Source organism: Calditrichota bacterium, from assembly GCA_013112635.1.
Lineage (GTDB): Bacteria > Calditrichota > Calditrichia > Calditrichales > J004 > JABFGF01.
This window is the reverse complement of the sequence record JABFGF010000001.1, coordinates 303,128-322,260: the sequence shown is the minus strand read 5'-3', so window position 1 is coordinate 322,260 and position 19,133 is coordinate 303,128. Positions and strand designations below refer to the sequence as shown.

Genomic DNA, 19,133 nt, shown 5'->3' with positions numbered 1-19,133 from the left:
TGGCGGACTAAAAACATACAGGAATGACAATCATTTTCGAAATTCAATGTTCGCATTACACAGCTTCGAGATGAGTATTAATTAAAGTTTGTAATTCCAGTGCATTCGTGTTATCAGGCTCATTTGTTAAAGCAATTGATACAAAATTTTCTGCCTCACTCCATTTCTCAATTTCACAATAGAAGCCCGCCAGAATTACTAACGTCTCTACATCATCGGGATGTTTTTCCAATATTTTATTGAAAACGGCAATTCCATTCGGAAAATCACTCAATTCGATCAGACTTAGACCATAATTTCTTTGAGCATCAAGCAAAGTGTTATCTTTTTCGATGGCCGTTGCAAAAAAGTCCCGTGCATTCTCAAATTCATTGTTTTGATATTTCAATAATCCTAACTGGTTATAAGCAGCAGCATACTCTGGCCATTTCTCTATAATATTACCTAAAATAGTTAAAGTTTTTATTTCCAAATCTTTTTGAGAAGCGCATAGAGCTAATCCAAATAATGCATCTGCATTTTCGGCAGTATCAAAACTTTGCTCAAACAATTTTTCAGCCTCGTCAATCTGATAAGAACCCAGGGCTTGATACGCTTTTTCATTTAATAAAACCTCTTCTTCAAAGGATTCTGTGTTTTCCCCAGGTTCCAATCCATTCAATAAATCTAACGCATGTTGATTGTCCGGATCAATTTCCAGCGCTTTATTTATAAATGCGGTTGCTTTTTCAGTTTGCCCAATTTCCTGGTAAAGCCCGGCCATGTAAACAATAGAAATAACATCATCAGGATGTTTTTCCAGGATTTTTGTAAATGCAACCACTCCATTTTCATAATCACCACTGTCAATCAAAGCTTGGCCATAATTTCGTTTTGCTTCTAAAAATGAAGGGTTCATTTGGATAGCTGTAGCAAAATGTGACTTGGCCGTTTCCAAATCACCCATTTCAAAAGCAACCATTCCAAGTTGATTTGGGATTAAAATATTATCCGGATAATGTTTAAATGCAGATTTTAAGAATGGAATCGCCTGTTCGCCATGCCCTTCCAGCCGAAACGCCAGAGCCATGCCCATCAAGGCTTCACCATTTAGCGGGTTTTCATCCAACACTTTGGAATAGATGTCGGTTGCTTTTTCAGTTTCGTTGGCTTCCAAATATTCTGTTGCTTCGTTTATCATTTTTGGATGGATTACATGCAGTGGATTTTTAATTTCCAGTAATTCTTCATAATCAACATCCGGCCAGTTTTCTTTAAAAACGGCGCCCTTTTCATCCAACGATTTGCCAATATCAATTTTATTAGCTTTGAATGACTGGCTGCCAAAATGATGAATAAAAGTACCTTCATGCACCATAATCGCATAACCGGCTTCTCTCACTTTGAGACATAAATCATCATCTTCAAAATTACCAAGCCCAAAACTTTCATCAAAACCCTCAACCTCCTGGTATATTTCTTTTTGCATTAAAACTGCAAACCCGGCAATACGTCTGCGGGGCGTAACATTTCCTTTGTTTCCATCGCGAATTTGCTTAGCAAAGCCTTCAAAATCCGCATCGGTTTTGTAAGGCACGTTGTCCAATCGCTGGAGGCCACTTATGCTGTTTGTCAACGGCCCAACCATTCCAATTGCCGCATCTTTTTGCAATGCAGAAACCATATCGCCCAACCAGTTTTTTGCTACAAGCACATCATTGTTCAAAAAGAAAACATATTCACCTTTGGCCTTTTTTACTCCCTGGTTATTTCCGGCTGCAAAGCCTTTATTATCCTTGTTCTTGATCAGTTTATAGTTTGTATTTTGCTTAACCAGATCCTCAAGATATTTTACGGACCCATCTTTTGAATTATTATCAACAAAGATTATCTCGTGTGCATATTTTGTATTTTGCTGAATTGATTGAACGCATTTTTTTGTATAATCCAGCGCATTACAAGTGAGCATAATTATGGAAACCAACCCGCCTATTTCATTTCTGCTTTCGATTTGATTTCCTGTTGTTGGATACGGTCTGATATGAACATTGGATGTTTGCCGGACGTCACCGTTTTCTGTGATGATAAAATCCACTCCAATTTTGTTGAGCCATTTGCGATGTAACAAGCCAATATTTTCAGCCACTTTCGCAAAACGTTCAGTGCCACTTTTTGATTCGTAATGCAGCACTTCACTTGCTGGTTGATAAACTACTTTTAATCCCGTTTCCCTTATCTTAAAACAAAAATCAACATCCTCGTAACCATTCCAAAATTGTTCATCAAAGCCGTTTACCTGCTTAAAATGTTCTTTTGATGTGAGCAGACAAGCAGCTGTCACAGCCTGATATTCACGCATTTGGTTTGCATCTGAAAACGAGCGGTTTTGGCCAACAAAAATATTTTGAGCCAACAGAGGATCATTATTTACTTTATCATTAATTATAACAACACCGCCATGCTGAACTGTGCCATCCGGGTAAAGTAGTTTGTTACCAACAATGCCAACAGTTGAATCGCTTGTGATTACTTTCAGCATATTTTCCAGCCATCCTTGCAGCACTTCTGTGTCATTATTTAAGAAAAGAACATATTCGCCATTTGCGTGCTCAACAGCCTGGTTATTCGATCCTGCAAAGCCGGCATTTTGATTATTTGAAATGACCTTAATCCTGTCTTCCTGCGCAGAAATTGTCTTTAAATAATTTGCTGTCCCATCTGAAGAAGCGTTGTCTACTACAATTATTTCATAGTCAACATTAAATGTATTTCCAAGAATGGACTCTATACATTTTTGTGTATATTCCACTTTATTGTAGACCGGAATTATTATTGAAACTTCAGTTAAATTTGCAGAACCTATTTCCGGAGCAATGTAATCAGCAAGGTTATAATAGGCCTCTGACCATTTGTTAAGATTGGTTTTAAGAAGATAGTTATCCTGTACTTCTTTGGCTGCTTGCCAGGCCATATTAATGCGCTCATCAGGATGCTCAATCATCCACTTTATCGAGCGATACCATGCTTTATTGGTGTTATTTGTCAGCAAACCATTTTGTTTATCTTTAACAACATCTTTATAAGCATTAACATTAGAATAAATTCCGGCAATCCCAACACGGCTGTACTCAAGCCATTTGATGTGCGATTTGGCATTATTAAAGGGCGTTTCCTCCAATGGAATTAACGCAAAATCAATCTCAAGATTTTGTAAATGGCGTGCATAATCCTCATAGACGGATGTAAATTCTGGTCCACGTTTTACATTTGGATATTTAGTCAGCTCAACCAGTTCGTTGCCCCAAAGAACCAATTCAACCTTATCTTTATATTCTTTTAGAATTTTTTCCAAAGGTTTTAGTGTGAGACCTAAATCCTGCAGATGCGTTGGAGTCCCGGAAAAAAGAATTCTCACAACTCCATCATGCGCCTTTGGCTCTTTTGCTTCCCATAATTGTTCATCCAAAACATTTGGTATGATGACTGTATTCTTATTGTGCTGCAGTGCATGTTTTTCAATAAATTTGGTGGATACAGAAACCAAATCAGCCTGCTTAAGGTATTTCTCCAACTGTGGTTTCATCTTGTCATAATAATCGTAAGCAAGATGCCCTTTAGGAATTGCCCAAAAAGCATCATCAAATTCATAAATCATTTTAAGATTGAAACGAGATAAAATAGGCTGTAGTTTTTCAAATGGTATTTGTGCAGGCACATTTCGCTGGATTACTAAAATATCAGTGTCTGCCAGTTTCGCTTCTAAATTGCTGGCATCATCAAGCGAAACATAGTTATACTGAACCTTACCGGACTGCTGAAGAAGGCTTAATGGTTTGTGAACCCGGATATAAGGACAGGCTCGGTTTGCAAATTCTGTGCTAAGTACGGTTATTCCAAGAAGATTATTTTTCTCAGATTTAATATTTTTTGTTGGGACAACCCTCACATCTTTTGGATAATTATTAAGCCAATAATCTGCATCTTTTGCAAGAGTTGTAATTTGCGTTTCTACTTTAGCTGCCTGTTTTACCAATACAGGGTTATCAACCAATTTTTGCATTATTTGGGTTAGCTGATCTAAATCAGCAGGATCAAACAACCAACCATTTTTTCCATCATCCACAACATCCAGAATTCCACCTACAGATGCTGCTATTACTGGCGTTTGCACCATCAATGCTTCACGCACAACCAACGAATAACTCTCTATACGAGAAGGCAGGACAACCACATCAACCTGGCTCAAAATTGTAGAAAGTTCATTGGGAGTATAGGTACCAAAATATTTTGCCCGTTGTTCATTTTCACAATATTGATTTAATTCATGAAGCTCTTTTGGAAGCCCGTTACCCCAAATTTTTAACCGTGTTTTACCGGTGACTTTTTTAAACGCTTCATACAATATATCCGGGTTTTTTAGGCCGGTAAAATTGCCCAGGAAACCAAATACCAGCATGTCTTTTGGTGTCTTTTTAGAAACTTTTTCTATTTCCTTCAACCCGAGTGGTGCTACTTTAATTTTGTTTTTTTCAATAAAGCCATTCTGTTCGAATTCTTCTTTCACAAAAGTAGATGGCGCGGTTATATATTTTGCAGCCGCCAACAATTCTTTCGCACGACTGTTTCTGTCCACCAACGCATTTTGAACGATCTCGTGTTGATTGCCCTCAGCACTTCTTTCAAATAAGTGAAATAGACAATCTGTACATTTTGCTTTTTCCGGTCCGCCACATATTTTGTTATCCCGGTAGTGAAAAAGATGATTTCTATGGCACATGAATGTAAAGTCATGCAATGTTACTGCATATGGTATTTTTAAATTCTGCAGGATAGAACCAATCGCAAAAGGTACATTTTGTGCGTGTTGAATGTGGACAAAACTGTAATGATTGGCCTTTAAAAAAGCACTCAACATTTTCTGAACCTGTTCACCGCCGGAGTCCATATATTGGTTATACATTTCGGGATCATACCACATCTGGATTGTAGTAACGCCCTGGTAAGATTTGTACCTCATTTCCGGTGCAATCTGATCAGAATCGGTGTGCGGAAATAAAACATGGACATCCTGCCCTTTTGAACGCATCTCATGAACAAGTTCTAAAACATAATTCTCCGTACCACCATACCAGAAAGGCGGAAAATTGTGAACTACATAGAGAATTGTATTTTTGTCTTCAGATGTGATTGTTGGGTTTTGAGGTAAAATAAAATCACCGGCGATATTTTTATACTTCTCTTTATAATTTTTGCGAACTTCACCTGCCTCTATAATTGGCGTATCGCCACGCCTCGAAACTGTTTCATCACTTAAATAATAAAGCCCGATAAATTCGTCCAGATGAATAAAATCATTCTTTAAAGCAGTTCGAAGCCAAAACTCCCAATCAGCGGCGGATGTTAGTTTTGTATCAAAAAAACCAAATTCATCGTGCAGAGATTTTCTCCAAACCGGGTGCGGCCCGATGTAGCACCACGAGTGCATTGTCCGTTTATCAAAATCGGGCCATATTAAATCTTCAGTGCCATCAGAACTGTTGCTTTCAAATGTCTCGTTTTCTTTTTTTGTAACAAGCGAATTGCCATAAGCCAAAACCTTGTCAGGATTGTTTTCCAAAAGGTTTGCGAGCTTTTCAATAGCATCTGCTTTTAACCGGTCATCAGTATTGGCATTTGTTACATACTTGCCGCTGGCCATTTTTATACCACGGTTCCAGGCTTCATAAACTGTTTCACGTTGCTCAGTCCTTATAAAACGAATATTGGCATTTTGCTGCACAAATTCTTCAACAATGGCTTTTTCGTTTTGCGGGCTATTACTGTCAATTACAATTATTTCCAGCCTGCCCTGTTTATACAATGTTTGATCCACCAGGCTTTCCAGGCAGCCCCGGATAAATTTTTTAGAATTATATGTGGAAACAATCGCACTGACCAGGATTTCATTTTCTTTTGAATTACTGTCCAAACCGGTCTGTAAATTTTCAGAAACAGGTGTTGTATTCACCGGTATTGATTTTGTTTGACCATCGTATTGAAGATATTTTTTGATAACCGGCTCAACAAAAGCAATTTGTTGGTTTGTTAAATTTAAAGGGGCAATAACTTCACTAATTCTATCGTTTGATAAACTGTTTTCATTTAATGGAATATCTTGCAGATATTTGAAAATCTCATCATAAGCATAGCCCATTTGTGTAAATAAATCTTTGCCCAACAAAGTTACGTAGATTTCTGCAAGCATTTTAGATTGCGCTGTATTCAGGTCTTCAATCCATTTATGCAGACTATCAGTAACCGGCCGTTGATATTGATCAATGCCAGTAGAATCACCCATAGAACCATCAGGACGTTTATGCTTGCCATACTCTAACATTGAGTTTTCAAAAGGAATATTCAATTGTTTACATAAATCTGCAGCGACTTCCTGCGGGTTATCAACAAACTCTTCGTATTGAACAACAGAAGCTTTGTCTTTTAAATGCTCTATACCATCCAAAAGCAATTGGGGAGCTTGCAATAAATCGGATTTGTGCAATCCCAACCGTGGCCAGTTTTCCTTAACCCAGGTTTTTAAAATTGATGAAAGTACGCTCAAAGGATTGCGAATCAGAAACACAAATTTTGCCTGCGGATAAAGCCTTTCCAATTCCTTAATTATAAAATAATAACGAGGGGTTTTATCGAGAAAAACTTGTTTATCGCTGTTTTGCAAAGCCTGCCCGTACAAATGATTGCCCATTAAACGCAGGGCCTCATAATAATCATCTTCGCCATTTGGCAAGTTTGCCATAAAATCTTTTAAGCCGATTTGCGCATCAACGGAGCTAAATTCAGAATCAACTCCCTGTTTTTTTAAAGCATACAAAGGGTGCAGCATTATCCATGGTTCGGATACTGTGTGAACTTTTGAATTCGCCCCCAGCACCCTTTGTAAAAGCGTCGATCCTGCCCTTGGTTGAGAAATGAGAAATATTAAGTTTTCACCTTTTGAGTTTTGGTTTTGGTAGATCATAGCTTTTGTCCGTTTTTTAGAACGTCTTTCCAGCGATTCGATTTTGTAGCCGCTTTTTTCCCAAAGACCGTTCATTAATGTGTTCATCTTATTAATATGTTTTTCAGATAGTTCTTTTCGCCATTCCCCAATTTGCCCTTTTCTAAATGTTCCGGTTCCACCAAAAACCTTGTCCGCCAGAGCATCGATTTGAGCATCAGTCAATTCAATTTCTAAAAATGTAATCAATCTTTTTAATTCAGCAGTTTGTACTTTTTTACTTCCGCCACCCTTTTCCCCAACAAGTTTTTCAAAATGTATAACATGCACATTTGGTTGGTCCATCCAGGGCAAAATACTTTTTACACGATCAGCAATATTTAGCATTTTAATTTTGCCTGCCTTGGCCCCATTGATCGAAGCGGACAAACGTTCATCGTATGAAAGTTTATCATAATGATCATAAAATGGATGGCCTTCCGTATCGGCAACATAACGTGCATGGGAAACAACCACATCACGTGGATCGCGCATTACCACAATCATTTTGATAGAATTTTGCTGAACTAATTTGATGAGTTCTTTTGAATGGGGTAAGTGCCCGGAACAAAAATCCAGCGGTTTTAATGAAGCCAGGTTTTTATTAATTATTGATGCAGAAACATCCTTCGGCATGTCGATACCTACAGGAATGGTTTCTCCTATTTCAATCGCGTTTAAATCTGAGGTGGTTGAGTTTCCAAAATGAATAGCTGTTTCTTTCAGTTGAGGAATGAGTCTCAAAATTTTTGTAACAAGATTTGTACCCGCTTTGGGCAAACTGTTTACCAAAATTGCATTTTTGGGAAGATTATTTAATGTAAATTTATCTGGTTTTCTTCCTGTATTTTGAGCCAGTATTTGTAAAAACTGATTTATATTTCCAAGCACAAAATTGGCTTCATCTGTGGAACGGTTTTGGAGAAGATTTAAATTTTTTAAAATCACATCTTTCGCAGAATCATACATATTTTGACTCTGTTTTTTGTGTATCCCGCCTTCATGTTCGCGGTACATCACCAAATCCTGACCTGAAAAAACTACCTCATATTTTGCAGTCAACCTGACTTTAAGATCCCAGTCACGGTGAACAGCAATATTAGGGTCATGGCCAAATTCTTCATAAACCGCGCGATCAGTCAGTTCATTTCTAAAAACCGATCTCCTGTCTTCAAAAAATTTCTTGGAGAAAACATCCACAAAAACATCGCCTTCTTTGGCAACACTTCCGGGTTTGAGCCAGCGGTCTTTCTCATTTCCATTTTCATCAACTAAAACAACACCGGAATATGCAGATTTTGCCTTCGGATTTTTGACTAAAGCTTGCCATTCTTTTTCCAGTTTTTCGGAAAGCCAAAAATCATCTCCATCCATCGCGCTGACCCAATCACCCGTTACCATTTTGTAGGCCGACATAAAATTTTCATATGGACCCACATTTGTTTGAGACCGGACAGTTTTTATCAATTCCGGATATTTCAAACGGTAGCTTTCTATTTTTTGCCAGGATTCATCGGTGGACGCATCATCACAAATAAGAATTTCCTTTGGTCGCAAGGTCTGAGCAATAATGCTTTCAATACACTGATCCAGGTATTTTTCAAAATTATAAGAAACGATTATTACACTTATCTGTGGTGATATTTTCATAGAGTACCAAAAATTATTTCACTTTAGTTATGATTATAATCTTGTCATTTTTATAAACGTTTTGCTGTCCAGACGAAACTTCTCTGTATCAGGCATAATAAAAACACTTCCGGCCTCAGCGCTTTTTGTCACTCTGGCCCCGCCACCAATTAAACAGCTCTCACCAATATTAACTTCATGGCCAACCATAGCATTTACGCCGATAAATGTGAATGCCCCAATTTCACTATGCCCGGCAATTGAGACATGCCCGGCAATATAGCAATGGTCTTTTATTTCGGAATGGTGGCCAAGAATGTTGTTGCTCCAAATGGTCACATTGTTTCCAATTTTGCTGCATGGTTGAATGGAACAATTTTCCAGGATAAAACAATTATCACCGATTGGCACATTGCCCATATTGGCGGCTCTGGAACTGACATAACTTATCAGCTGATAACCATTTTCTTTTGCCTGATTGTATTTTTCTGCGCGTAACTGATTCAATTTTTGATAACCCACAGCAACAAACATTTTATATTCATTTGGTGGAAACTTGTCTTTTATTTCTTCAAACGGAACAACTGGCAAGCCATACTGCTCATCTTTAGTTTTATACTTTGCATCCACAGTAAAAGCTACAATTTCATGTTCGCTATCATTGGTTAAATAAAAATAGGCCTCGTCTGCAATCATACCCTGTCCAAATATTACTACTTTACTCATGAGACATTCCTGTATCCTTTTATGTACAATTCAGAAATTTTTTGGCGGTCAATTTTCCCATTTGCATTGGTTGGCAAAGCTGAAACAGAATGGAACTCATTCGGGATCATATAATCCGGCAAGAATGATTTTAAATCATTTCTCATACGGGTTTCATTTATTTCCTTATTTGTGCAAACCACTCCAACCAACCTGCTAATCCCCATTTTAAAGCCATGGACAACTGAAGCCTGATCAATATAATCCAGCCTGCAAATGGCTGTTTCTATCTCTTCAAGCTCTATGCGGTAACCCATATGTTTTATTTGATTGTCTTTGCGGCCATGAATATAAATTTTGCCATCAGAACTATTATAATGGACAATGTCGCCTGTTAGATACATAGGTTCAGAAAATGCTTCATTCTGGGGATTGGTAATAAAATTTTTAGATGTATTCTCAGGATCTTTGTAATAACCAGCACCAACATTTGGCCCTAAGAGGCATAATTCTCCTTGAGAATCATTTTCAACCGGAGACAAATCTTCATCAACAATTTGCCAGGAAAAGTTGCCGATTATCGCTCCTATTGGGGGAAACCCTTCCAGGTTTTCAAAGTCTTGAGAACTGAGTTTATAATTAGAGCAAATGCACGTACATTCCGTTGGACCATAGACATTGTAAAAATCAATCCTGTGTCCAAAAAGAGTATACAATGCTTTTAAGCGTGCCTTTGGATAGCCTTCACCGCCAAAAATTATGCGCTTGATAGATTTAAAACTATCTTGTTTAAAGGCCCGCATAGTCTGAAGAAAAATTAACATGGTTGGCACAGAGAACCATTGCGTACAGCCAGTTTCATCAATTAATTCTAAAAACCGTGGCCCCGTTTGAACCTGATCCTGTGAAAAAGGAACAAGAGTTGCTCCATTAAAAATGGCACTGTACAGGTCAAAAACAGAATTATCAAAATAGAGTGGGTTTACGTTTGTCAAAATATCATCTTCTGTGATTCCATACTCATCCCTTCCCCAATTAATAAAATTGAGAATATTACCGTGGGTTATTAATGCACCTTTCGGTAAACCGGTAGAACCTGATGTATACATTATATACGCCGGAGTAGAAGCTGGAAAATCTGCCTTTTTTATGGATGAAATATCCTCATGTATTTGATTAAAGTTGTTTTCAAATACGTGTGTTTCATCTCCAAAATGTTTTTTAAATACTTCCAACGTCTCCTTAGAACAAAACACTGCTGATGGTTTGCAGGTTGAGAAAATTCGTTGCAACCGGTCCATTGGACTTTGAGGATCAAAAACAGTGTAGGTGATTCCTGATTTCAAACAGGCTAAAATAGCTGCGAAAGTGAAAACATTTTTTTCACCATAAATCGCAACGACAGAACCTTTTGTAATTGCCATCGCTTGTAAAAACACCATAATTCTGTCTGATAATAGATTAAGTTCTCCATACTTAACCTTATCACCTTCAGGAAAAGAGAGAGCGACCCTGTCAGGGAACTTCTCGACTATTTGTTTAAAGCGCTGGTTTAAATTATAGATATACATTCTTAATCCTGCTAAACAACCATTCCACCATCAAGCTGAAGGACTTTCCCATTAAAAAAATCATTTTCAATTACAGATAATATGCCCTTGGCTATTTCCTGTGGTTTGCCAAGCCGGCGTAAAGGAATTTCTGTTTTTAGTTCTTTTAGAATTTCTTCATTTAAAATTGAATGAGTTGAATCTGTGTCTGAATAACCCGGAGCGACACCGACAACGCGTATTCGCATAACACCCAATTCTTTTGCCCAGGTCGCAGTTAACGCATTTAACCCTGCTTTCGCTGCTGAGTACGCAGACTGCCCTTTATTGCCTGCTGCACTTATAGAACTGATGTTAACGATTACACCTCTTGTGCGTTTTTCCAGCATTTTTGCCGCCACACAAGAAGCCAGATAAAATGGACCATTCAAGTTTACATCAATTACTTTTTGCCACTCAGCAGGATCATGTTTTTCGATTCCTAATGCATTAAACTGAACCAATGGTCGATTAAACAAAATACCTGCATTGTTGATTAGGATATCAATTTTACCGGCGCTTTTAAAAAATGTATCCACAGATTTTTCGACATTTGAATAGTCAGAAATATCGCAATCATAAGTTGAAATATCGGGAAGTTCTGCTTTAAGTTTTTCTAATCCTGAAGAATCATTATCCAAAACGCCAACACTTACGCCAGCTTCTAAAAGCAATAACACCACTTCTTTGCCTATACCTTTCACTCCACCGGATATAAGCGCCTGTTTGCCCGTAAGCTCCATTAATTTTGCACCCCTTTTTGAGCCAGTATTTTTTTTATGGCTTTAACACTATCCATTTGCACAATTTCTTCTGACTCAAGTTCGATACAAAAAGCATCCTCAATGGACACAATCAATTCCATGTGTTTTAAAGAGTCCCACACATCACTGTCACGCATCTTTAAGTCATCAGTCACCTGGCTGCTTTCCAGCCGTAACAGATCAGACATTAAAGTGTTTAACTTGTCACTCATTTTAAGTGCTCCAATGTTACTTTTTATTTTCGATATCAGCTTTCACGATACCGAAAGATATTTTATGTATAGTTAATGCAAGACATATTTCAAATACTATGCCACCGGATTAATCTTTGCCAAGGTGCATAAAATGGGGGTTTTTTGATTTCTAATTTGAAATCATAGAGGAATGAATTGCTTAAAAGGGGAAGATATTTCCGTTAAAACGATCCTGTATTTTATGGTTTAATTACATATGCCGTCGGCATCCAGCCAAATGGAAATATTTTTATTTGAGCATTCGGCAATAACTCTTTAATGGCGCGGGTTTCGCCTGGAGATAGTTCATGGTTAAACTGGTCAAAAATCATAATACCGCCGCTGGTCAGGCGTGGCCAAAAGCTCTCAATGCTGGATTTTACTACTTCGTACATCCCGGCATCCAGAAAAACCATTTTAAACTGCATATACGGATTTTCATCAAAAAATTCGGATAATTCATTAACCACATCCAATTTATGAATATGGACTAAATTTTCAAGTTGCTGTGCTTCGACTAATTTTTTTACCCGTCCATAATCTTCTTTATAAGACCCTTCTAAAACATTTTTCTCTTCTTCTGTAACATGATTGCCTTCAAACCAATCAAAACCATGTACAAGATTGAGGGAACCAGGCTCAAATATTTGCAGCAGCTTTGCAAAAAACAATGTTCCGGCTGCCTTATAAACACCGACTTCTGCTACATGACCAGCCACATCCTTCACCATTTTATAAGCCTCATATAATGAGAGAAACCGGGCTATTGTCATGTGTCCTGTAAAAGCAGGAAAATGATGAATAAAATCCTCCTGGTCATATCCAAGATTTAGAATTGTCTGCAATCCTTCCATATAAGGCCTTTTTTTATCAGAAAACTTTTTTGTTTCAAATTTACCTTCGAGATACTCCATCTTATACTCCTGTAAGTTCTGCATAGCCAAAACCATTTTTGCCAAAATAATTTCCGTTATAAAAAAGATACGTTTTATTCATCACAGTGATTATGAATGGATAAGCCATCATTTCAGAATCCCAACCGGATTCGCTTAATTCCAATCCTGTAAAATTATCATCCAATTTCCAACTGGCAAGATCATCGGAAACCGCATGTCCTAAACGGTACCCGGCCCCATCATTTTCTCTAAAACCAAGTGCCTCTCTATAGCAATACCACATATGAAATTTATCATTTAGTTTTTGGACAACAGGCCTGTTTTGTGCTTCATTTGTTATTCTTGCCGGTACGCAAAAACCCTTTTCTCTTTCCCAGTGGTAACGATCTCGTTTGACGGCATGTTTTATTTGGTACACAATTTCATATTTGCCATTAGCAAAAATCCACTCTTTACCCGAGGCATACCAGATGTGCTGCATCCCATTATCAAAATAGCTAAATGGCCCATTTATGAGATAAGGATTTTGTGAGTCCAATCCAAGCAATGGCCCGATATGTTTCCGTGAAAATGTTCGTCCATTATCTTTGGTGGTTGCGCATCCAATTTGAGTCGAGAAAGGCACATCTGTGCGGCGAGCCCAGCCAGTATAATACAGCTCTATTTCTTGTTTGTCCTGAGAAAAATGTATGCTGCCAGGCATTACTCCAAACGCATCAAAAGTCCCGGGTTTACCATGGTTTAAAACAGGCTGATCATGGACATATAATACTTCTGACAGATTTACCGGGTTTACATCTATAAAACCAATCCGGCTAATATATTGGTCGTCTTCATCCGGTAATCCACGTGTAGTAAAAAAAATACGAAGCACTCCTTCAACCACTATTGCTGTTGGAACCTGGGCATAAGCTTTCATCCACGGAAAACGATCAGATGGATCAAATATTTGTCCTTTTTTTAACCATCTCATCATGATAAAACATCGCCTACTGAAGGTTGATTTTCAAGATATCCGTCGCTCATTTTAAGGTTTAGAAATCCATCTTCTTTTTTAACCACAAGGCTGCTTTCATAAACAACAACCACTTCATTTACTGAATTGTTTTGATATTTATAATTCATAAATTCATTTTCAATCAGCTGTGCATTTTCTATCAAAATTTCATTTGAGTTAAATAAAAACCTGGCCATTTTATTTGGTGTATTAAAAGCTTTAATGCGACGAATTATATCATGGGAAGAATCATTAAAATCAAAGTACAAATCTTTTGTTTTAAACGAATAATACAAGCGGTCAACACTTCCTTGATTTTTGATTGAGATGAAATCTTTTTTCCATGCTTCTTTAAAAACATCCTGTTCAGCCAAAAAAGATAATTGGTACAATAACCCGGCATCAAATTTTTTAGAATATTCAATTTTTGTCTGGCTAATAATTGCGCCCGCATCGATTTGATCATTCATATAATGGCATGTTGCACCAGAGTCCCGCCCAAATAATAGCGCTCCGGGTTGCGGATCAGCTCCGCGTAAATCGGGCAAAAATGAAGGATGGATATTTATAAATTTCCTTTTTGTATTTTCTACCAATTTTGAAATGGGCAAGATGTACGGAAGCCCATTTGAAATAAAAAAATCAAAAGTTATCCGTTGCACCTGTTCGACAAATTCTTCTTTTGCCGGAAGGATTTCATAACCAATATTTTTTTTGATTAGTTCTTTCTCCAACCATGAATTCTTTACTGCAAATATTTTTATAACGTTCAGTTCTAATTTCAACATCTCCTGCAAAACATTGAAGCGGTTTCCGGCAAATATGTATTTTCTTTTGTCCATTTTGATAAACTTTGTGTTAACAATAATGTCTTTCTTGTATGTTCAAAACGGGAATCCGCATCAAAATTAGATTCATGATAAAAATATTCAGGAATGACAGATTTATATTGCTTTTTGATTTATTAAATTTGTTATTCTCAAAACATCATCAGTGCTCATTTCCGGGTAAAGAGGAAGACAAATTACTCTTTTAGCCGCCTCTTCAGCAATTGGAAGATTATCCTGTGAAGATGAAGCCAATCCACGATACATAGGAAAATGACTGATTAAAGGATAAAAATAACGCCGGGCATATATTTCATTATCCTTCAGAAATTCGTAAACCGCATCCCTGGCACAACCAAACTTTTCTGCTTCAATAAAAATCGGGAAATAAGCATAATTATGAGTAACATTTTCTAATTCAGGCAAGTATGAAATCCCATTAATATTTGATAGAATATCCCTGTACAACTGCGTCAAAGATTTTCTTTTTTGGATTCTTTCATCAATATATTTCAATTGAACAATTCCTAAAGCAGATTGCATTTCATTCATTTTACCATTAATTCCCGGCGCCATTACAGTTGTCTCATCAGCAAAACCAAAATTTTTCAGATAATCAATCCGTGTCTTTAATTTTTCATCATTTGTAGCTATTGCCCCGCCTTCCATTGTTGTAAATATTTTAGTTGCATGGAAGCTCAGCACCGATAAATCACCAAAATTAAGAATTGACTCGTTTTTCTTTTTTACTCCAAAAGCATGTGCAGCATCATATATAACTTTAAGCCCATAAGTATCTGCTATTCGGCCAATTTTCTCAACATTACACGGGTTGCCATAAACATGAACCGGCAGAATTGCAGCTGTCTTTGGTGTTATCAAAGGTTCAATTTTTTCCGGATCAAGATTGAGTGTTTGGGGATCAATATCGCAGAATACCGGATTTATTTTATTCCAGTTTAAGGCATGGGTTGTCGCAACAAAACTAAAAGGTGTGGTGATTACTTCACCTGTTATACGCATTACCTGAAGCGCCACGACAAGAGCCAAAGTACCATTTGAAAACAAGCTGACATATTTAACACCAAGATAATCGGCTAAGGCCTGTTCAAATTGCTGATGATACAAACCATTATTTGTAACCCAACGTTTATCCCAGATTTTTTCAAGATATTCTACAAATTCATCCAATGGCGGCAAGTCCGGCCGTGTAACAAAAATTTGATTGTTTTTTTTCTTTATATCTTCAAGTGTATCAAGGCTTTGGGAAAACTCATCAGGATTCATTCGCTTCCTCCATTACTTCTGTACAATGGAAAAAAACCAGAGTCGGGGTTTGCGCCTTTAGAAAGTTTGTTATAAATCTCTTTATCAAGAATTTTACCACAGAAATAAGCAGTGCGTGTATCAGTTGCCCAACCTTTTTTAAACCGGGTTAACCCATCTTCCGTCGATTTTAAACCCGCCCCACTGCCAAGGTTTAACCATTTTTTTCCTAAGTCAGCAAAATCACTTATTGCTTTAAAAAATATTCCAAAAGAAGCGTTGTTTTTATAGCCGCTTTCAGTATATGCAGCAAGGTGATAGTATACTTTGTTGCCTGCTTCATAAAAGAGCACCATTCCGACAATCTGACCATCGAGAACAGCTTTGTATGAAAGGAAACCCGGTACCTGGAATTGCTCTTTAAATGATTTTTTAGAAAACCGGGCAATTCCTCTAATCTTGTGTTTTTTTACGAGATTTGAATATAAGCCAACCCAACTATCCAAATAATCTTCTGATTGTTCAATTCGATTAATTTGTAATGTTTTTAAGGCCCGTTTAGCATTTCGTTTGTGGTTTTTATCTAAATAAAATTGCCAATCCTTTTGAAGATCAACAACAAAGTGTTTTTTAAATGAATAACACTTGTCTGTAAAAATGCTTCGCAATTCCTGCTCAGAAAAATCAGCAAAAGGATCAGTCACAACGGAAAAAGTTATCCAGGACTCTGCTTTGGCACGTAAGTCTTCAGCCAGCATATTCCAATTTTCTAAACTAAAAATCGGGTAACAACCGGTGGCATCTTTTAACCCTGAATTACAAATATCTCTTTGCAAAACCCATGCATTACTACCTTTTAAAAAAACGGGTTTTCCAAATTCAGATAAAGATTGCGCATATTTTGAACTGGAATATCCTGTCATAACAATAAAAACAATACCAAAATTTGCATACAAACAGGTATTATTCATTCCCTAAATTTAAATTTACAGAGCTAATGTGGGATAAAGGTCAAATATTATGCCAGTAGTGTATTAATTCTAAGATACTGACAAATAAGGGCAAAACAGGAGGTTGGCTACTTTTAGCAGTATTTTTCAGGAAAGTTTTTCATTTTAAGCGGAAGAATTTACCACCAATTCTTTATCTTCAATTTCATCAGGTAATTCACTAACAGGAAGTTGAGTTTTATCAAGAAATTTATTGATTAGTTCAAGGATAATATTCATTTCTTTTTTGGAATACCTCTGATCAATCGGAAGTGGGCACATATCATTTGCCAATTGATATTCGAAAGATCCCTGGTGTGTTCTAAAACTCACTTCAGGCCAATATTGCGGGATATAGATTTTATTCTCAATCAGGAAATTTCTTAAACCATCCTGCCTAATCATTAAAGGATAAACCATTGGCCCATGAACGGACCTTAAATTGAGTTTAAGAAGATTAATTTTTTTTAAGTTTTTGTGTAAATAATGAAAATTTTCCTGGCGTTTTTCCCATGCCTCATCATAGTGAATTGAAGACAGGATTTTCTGTGTTAATCCGGACATCCTGCGAATTTTGGCCCTGTTTAGCAGCTGTTCAGAATTTCGATAAAGAAAATTACCAGCCTGAAAACCGCCATCTATGCGCACCAAACGAGACATATATCTCTGAGTGGAGTCATCCTGGACAACATTCTCACATTCTAAACCATTAGCATAGATATATCCGCCATCAGCTACACCAAAAAATTTTCTGGGTGAATAAAAGGTTACAACATCGCTTTCCGGGTTTGAGAAAAAAGCCTGGGCATTGTCACAAATAACATTATCAAATTTTTTAATGCACTTATTAATCACTTTTTCGCAAATGCCAAAATAATTGACTAATAGAATATAAGCATCACCGATTTCATCCTTACTCAACAAGGGACTAAAGTTATCATCCAGGTGATAAAAGTGTATCCGTGTTTTTCCCTGTTTTATAGTATTTACAACTTTATCGCATATATAAACAGGTATATACAAATCAGTAATTTTATTTTTAAGAAGAAAATAACTGAGAGCATTCCGGGCTGTATTAAAGCGAAGTGCGTTATTATGATACTCGTTTCCTAAGGGCAGTTCAAGTTCAAAATATCCGCCGATTTCTTCAAATTCCGTCATTCGTGTCAATCTATTATGTTCAGGTTTTTTTCTTTTAAGATAAGTTTTATCACTTACTTAGGTGTAATATCGTCACCAAAAAGTGAATAATAAGCTGCAGCAATCCTGTCTTTCTCTTTTTTGTCCACTTTTATCTTATTTAACGAGGTAAAAGAGTCCAAACCGTCATAATTTTTATGTAATGTAAAACCAAGTTTATTAAAGCGATTGTTTAACCTGCCCCAAAAATGTATGGGATCAACACAAAAATCCTCATAATTAAATATTAATTTTTGGTGTTTGGGTACTTTCATCAATCCTTTTGTAATTAGCTTATTTGTAAAATGTACTTGGCCGGCAAGCTGCTTATATATGTTCAATTTCTTTAATTTTTTATATTGCGGTGGTTTATAAGAAACCCAATCGGCAGTCCCTTCCAACTTTCTTCTCTGTATTAAAAGTGATTGGATATTAAAAAACGTATCTCGTTTGATAAATAAAAAAATTGCATTTGGGATTTGTTTTGCGAGTTGTTCAATTTGGCTATTTAAAGAAACAGCTTTCATTACAATCGGTTTATTATATACAGATTCTAATGCAGCCAATTCAGATCCCAAAATCAACATATTAGGATAAGAATCTTTTTTCTGTTTTATTCCGTCATCATTTCTTGAAGGAAAAAATCTTTCCCAAAATTTATTAAACTCATTTGGGGCCAATAAGCCATCTGTTTTGCCCAGATCAGATTCAAAAACAGCTTTCCAGTTTTTATCAATATGCCCTATTCTGTTCAGAGGCGAAGAATCTGTCTCACTAAGCATTTTTTGAATTTTTGCCCCAATAAAAGGAGCCATATAAAATTTTGAAATTAAATTTGTTGGGTATGTAAAAGCATTGGTCGCGGCAAGCCATTGCAATATAAAAGTTGTACCACTACTTGGGGCGCCAACTATAAAACAAACAGGAAGTGTTGGGTTAGGATTATAATTTGCAACTGCATTGATTTCCGCATTTGCCAAAATTTCATTTAAATCAAGTTCGGTTTTAGGTGGTACTATTTCAGTTAAATCTTCTTTAGACATGTTT

The 19,133-nt window shown here is 36.8% G+C and carries 12 protein-coding genes; all 12 read right to left on the bottom strand.

The annotated features are described in order from the left end of the window. Positions 1-55 precede the first annotated feature (55 nt). Positions 56-8,662, bottom strand: a complete 8,607-nt coding sequence (locus HND50_01525; protein NOG43883.1) for a glycosyltransferase — start codon at positions 8,660-8,662, stop codon at positions 56-58. 33 nt (positions 8,663-8,695) lie between these two features. Then, positions 8,696-9,367 carry an acetyltransferase gene (locus HND50_01520; protein NOG43882.1) on the bottom strand — a complete coding sequence of 224 codons (672 nt, stop codon included), beginning with the start codon at positions 9,365-9,367 and terminating at the stop codon, positions 8,696-8,698. Beyond that, positions 9,364-10,917, bottom strand: coding sequence for an amino acid adenylation domain-containing protein (locus tag HND50_01515; GenBank protein NOG43881.1), 1,554 nt, complete (start codon positions 10,915-10,917; stop codon positions 9,364-9,366). The genes HND50_01520 and HND50_01515 overlap by 4 nt, the downstream gene beginning before the upstream one ends. 11 nt (positions 10,918-10,928) lie before the next feature. Beyond that, the gene (locus tag HND50_01510; protein NOG43880.1) at positions 10,929-11,678 is read right to left on the bottom strand and encodes an SDR family NAD(P)-dependent oxidoreductase; all 750 of its coding nucleotides are present in this window, start codon (positions 11,676-11,678) and stop codon (positions 10,929-10,931) included. Continuing rightward, entirely contained in the window at positions 11,678-11,911 is a 234-nt protein-coding gene (locus tag HND50_01505) for an acyl carrier protein (GenBank protein ID NOG43879.1), read from the bottom strand. The genes HND50_01510 and HND50_01505 overlap by 1 nt, the downstream gene beginning before the upstream one ends. A gap of 221 nt (positions 11,912-12,132) precedes the next feature. Next, positions 12,133-12,846: a class I SAM-dependent methyltransferase gene (locus HND50_01500; protein NOG43878.1), complete on the bottom strand. Its 714-nt coding sequence runs from the start codon at positions 12,844-12,846 to the stop codon at positions 12,133-12,135. A 1-nt stretch (position 12,847) separates the two neighbouring features. After that, the gene (locus HND50_01495; protein NOG43877.1) at positions 12,848-13,804 is read right to left on the bottom strand and encodes a hypothetical protein; all 957 of its coding nucleotides are present in this window, start codon (positions 13,802-13,804) and stop codon (positions 12,848-12,850) included. Then, on the bottom strand, positions 13,801-14,667 hold the full coding sequence (locus HND50_01490) for a hypothetical protein (GenBank protein ID NOG43876.1): 867 nt from the start codon (positions 14,665-14,667) through the stop codon (positions 13,801-13,803). The genes HND50_01495 and HND50_01490 overlap by 4 nt, the downstream gene beginning before the upstream one ends. Positions 14,668-14,769: 102 nt before the next feature. Further along, positions 14,770-15,939 carry a DegT/DnrJ/EryC1/StrS family aminotransferase gene (locus HND50_01485; protein ID NOG43875.1) on the bottom strand — a complete coding sequence of 390 codons (1,170 nt, stop codon included), beginning with the start codon at positions 15,937-15,939 and terminating at the stop codon, positions 14,770-14,772. Further along, positions 15,936-16,889 carry a GNAT family N-acetyltransferase gene (locus tag HND50_01480; GenBank protein NOG43874.1) on the bottom strand — a complete coding sequence of 318 codons (954 nt, stop codon included), beginning with the start codon at positions 16,887-16,889 and terminating at the stop codon, positions 15,936-15,938. Before HND50_01480 ends, HND50_01485 begins: the two co-directional genes overlap by 4 nt. Positions 16,890-17,033: 144 nt before the next feature. Beyond that, the gene (locus HND50_01475) at positions 17,034-18,068 is read right to left on the bottom strand and encodes a hypothetical protein (protein NOG43873.1); all 1,035 of its coding nucleotides are present in this window, start codon (positions 18,066-18,068) and stop codon (positions 17,034-17,036) included. Positions 18,069-18,121: 53 nt separating this feature from the next. After that, entirely contained in the window at positions 18,122-19,129 is a 1,008-nt protein-coding gene (locus tag HND50_01470) for a hypothetical protein (protein NOG43872.1), read from the bottom strand. Between the last annotated feature and the right edge of the window lie 4 nt (positions 19,130-19,133).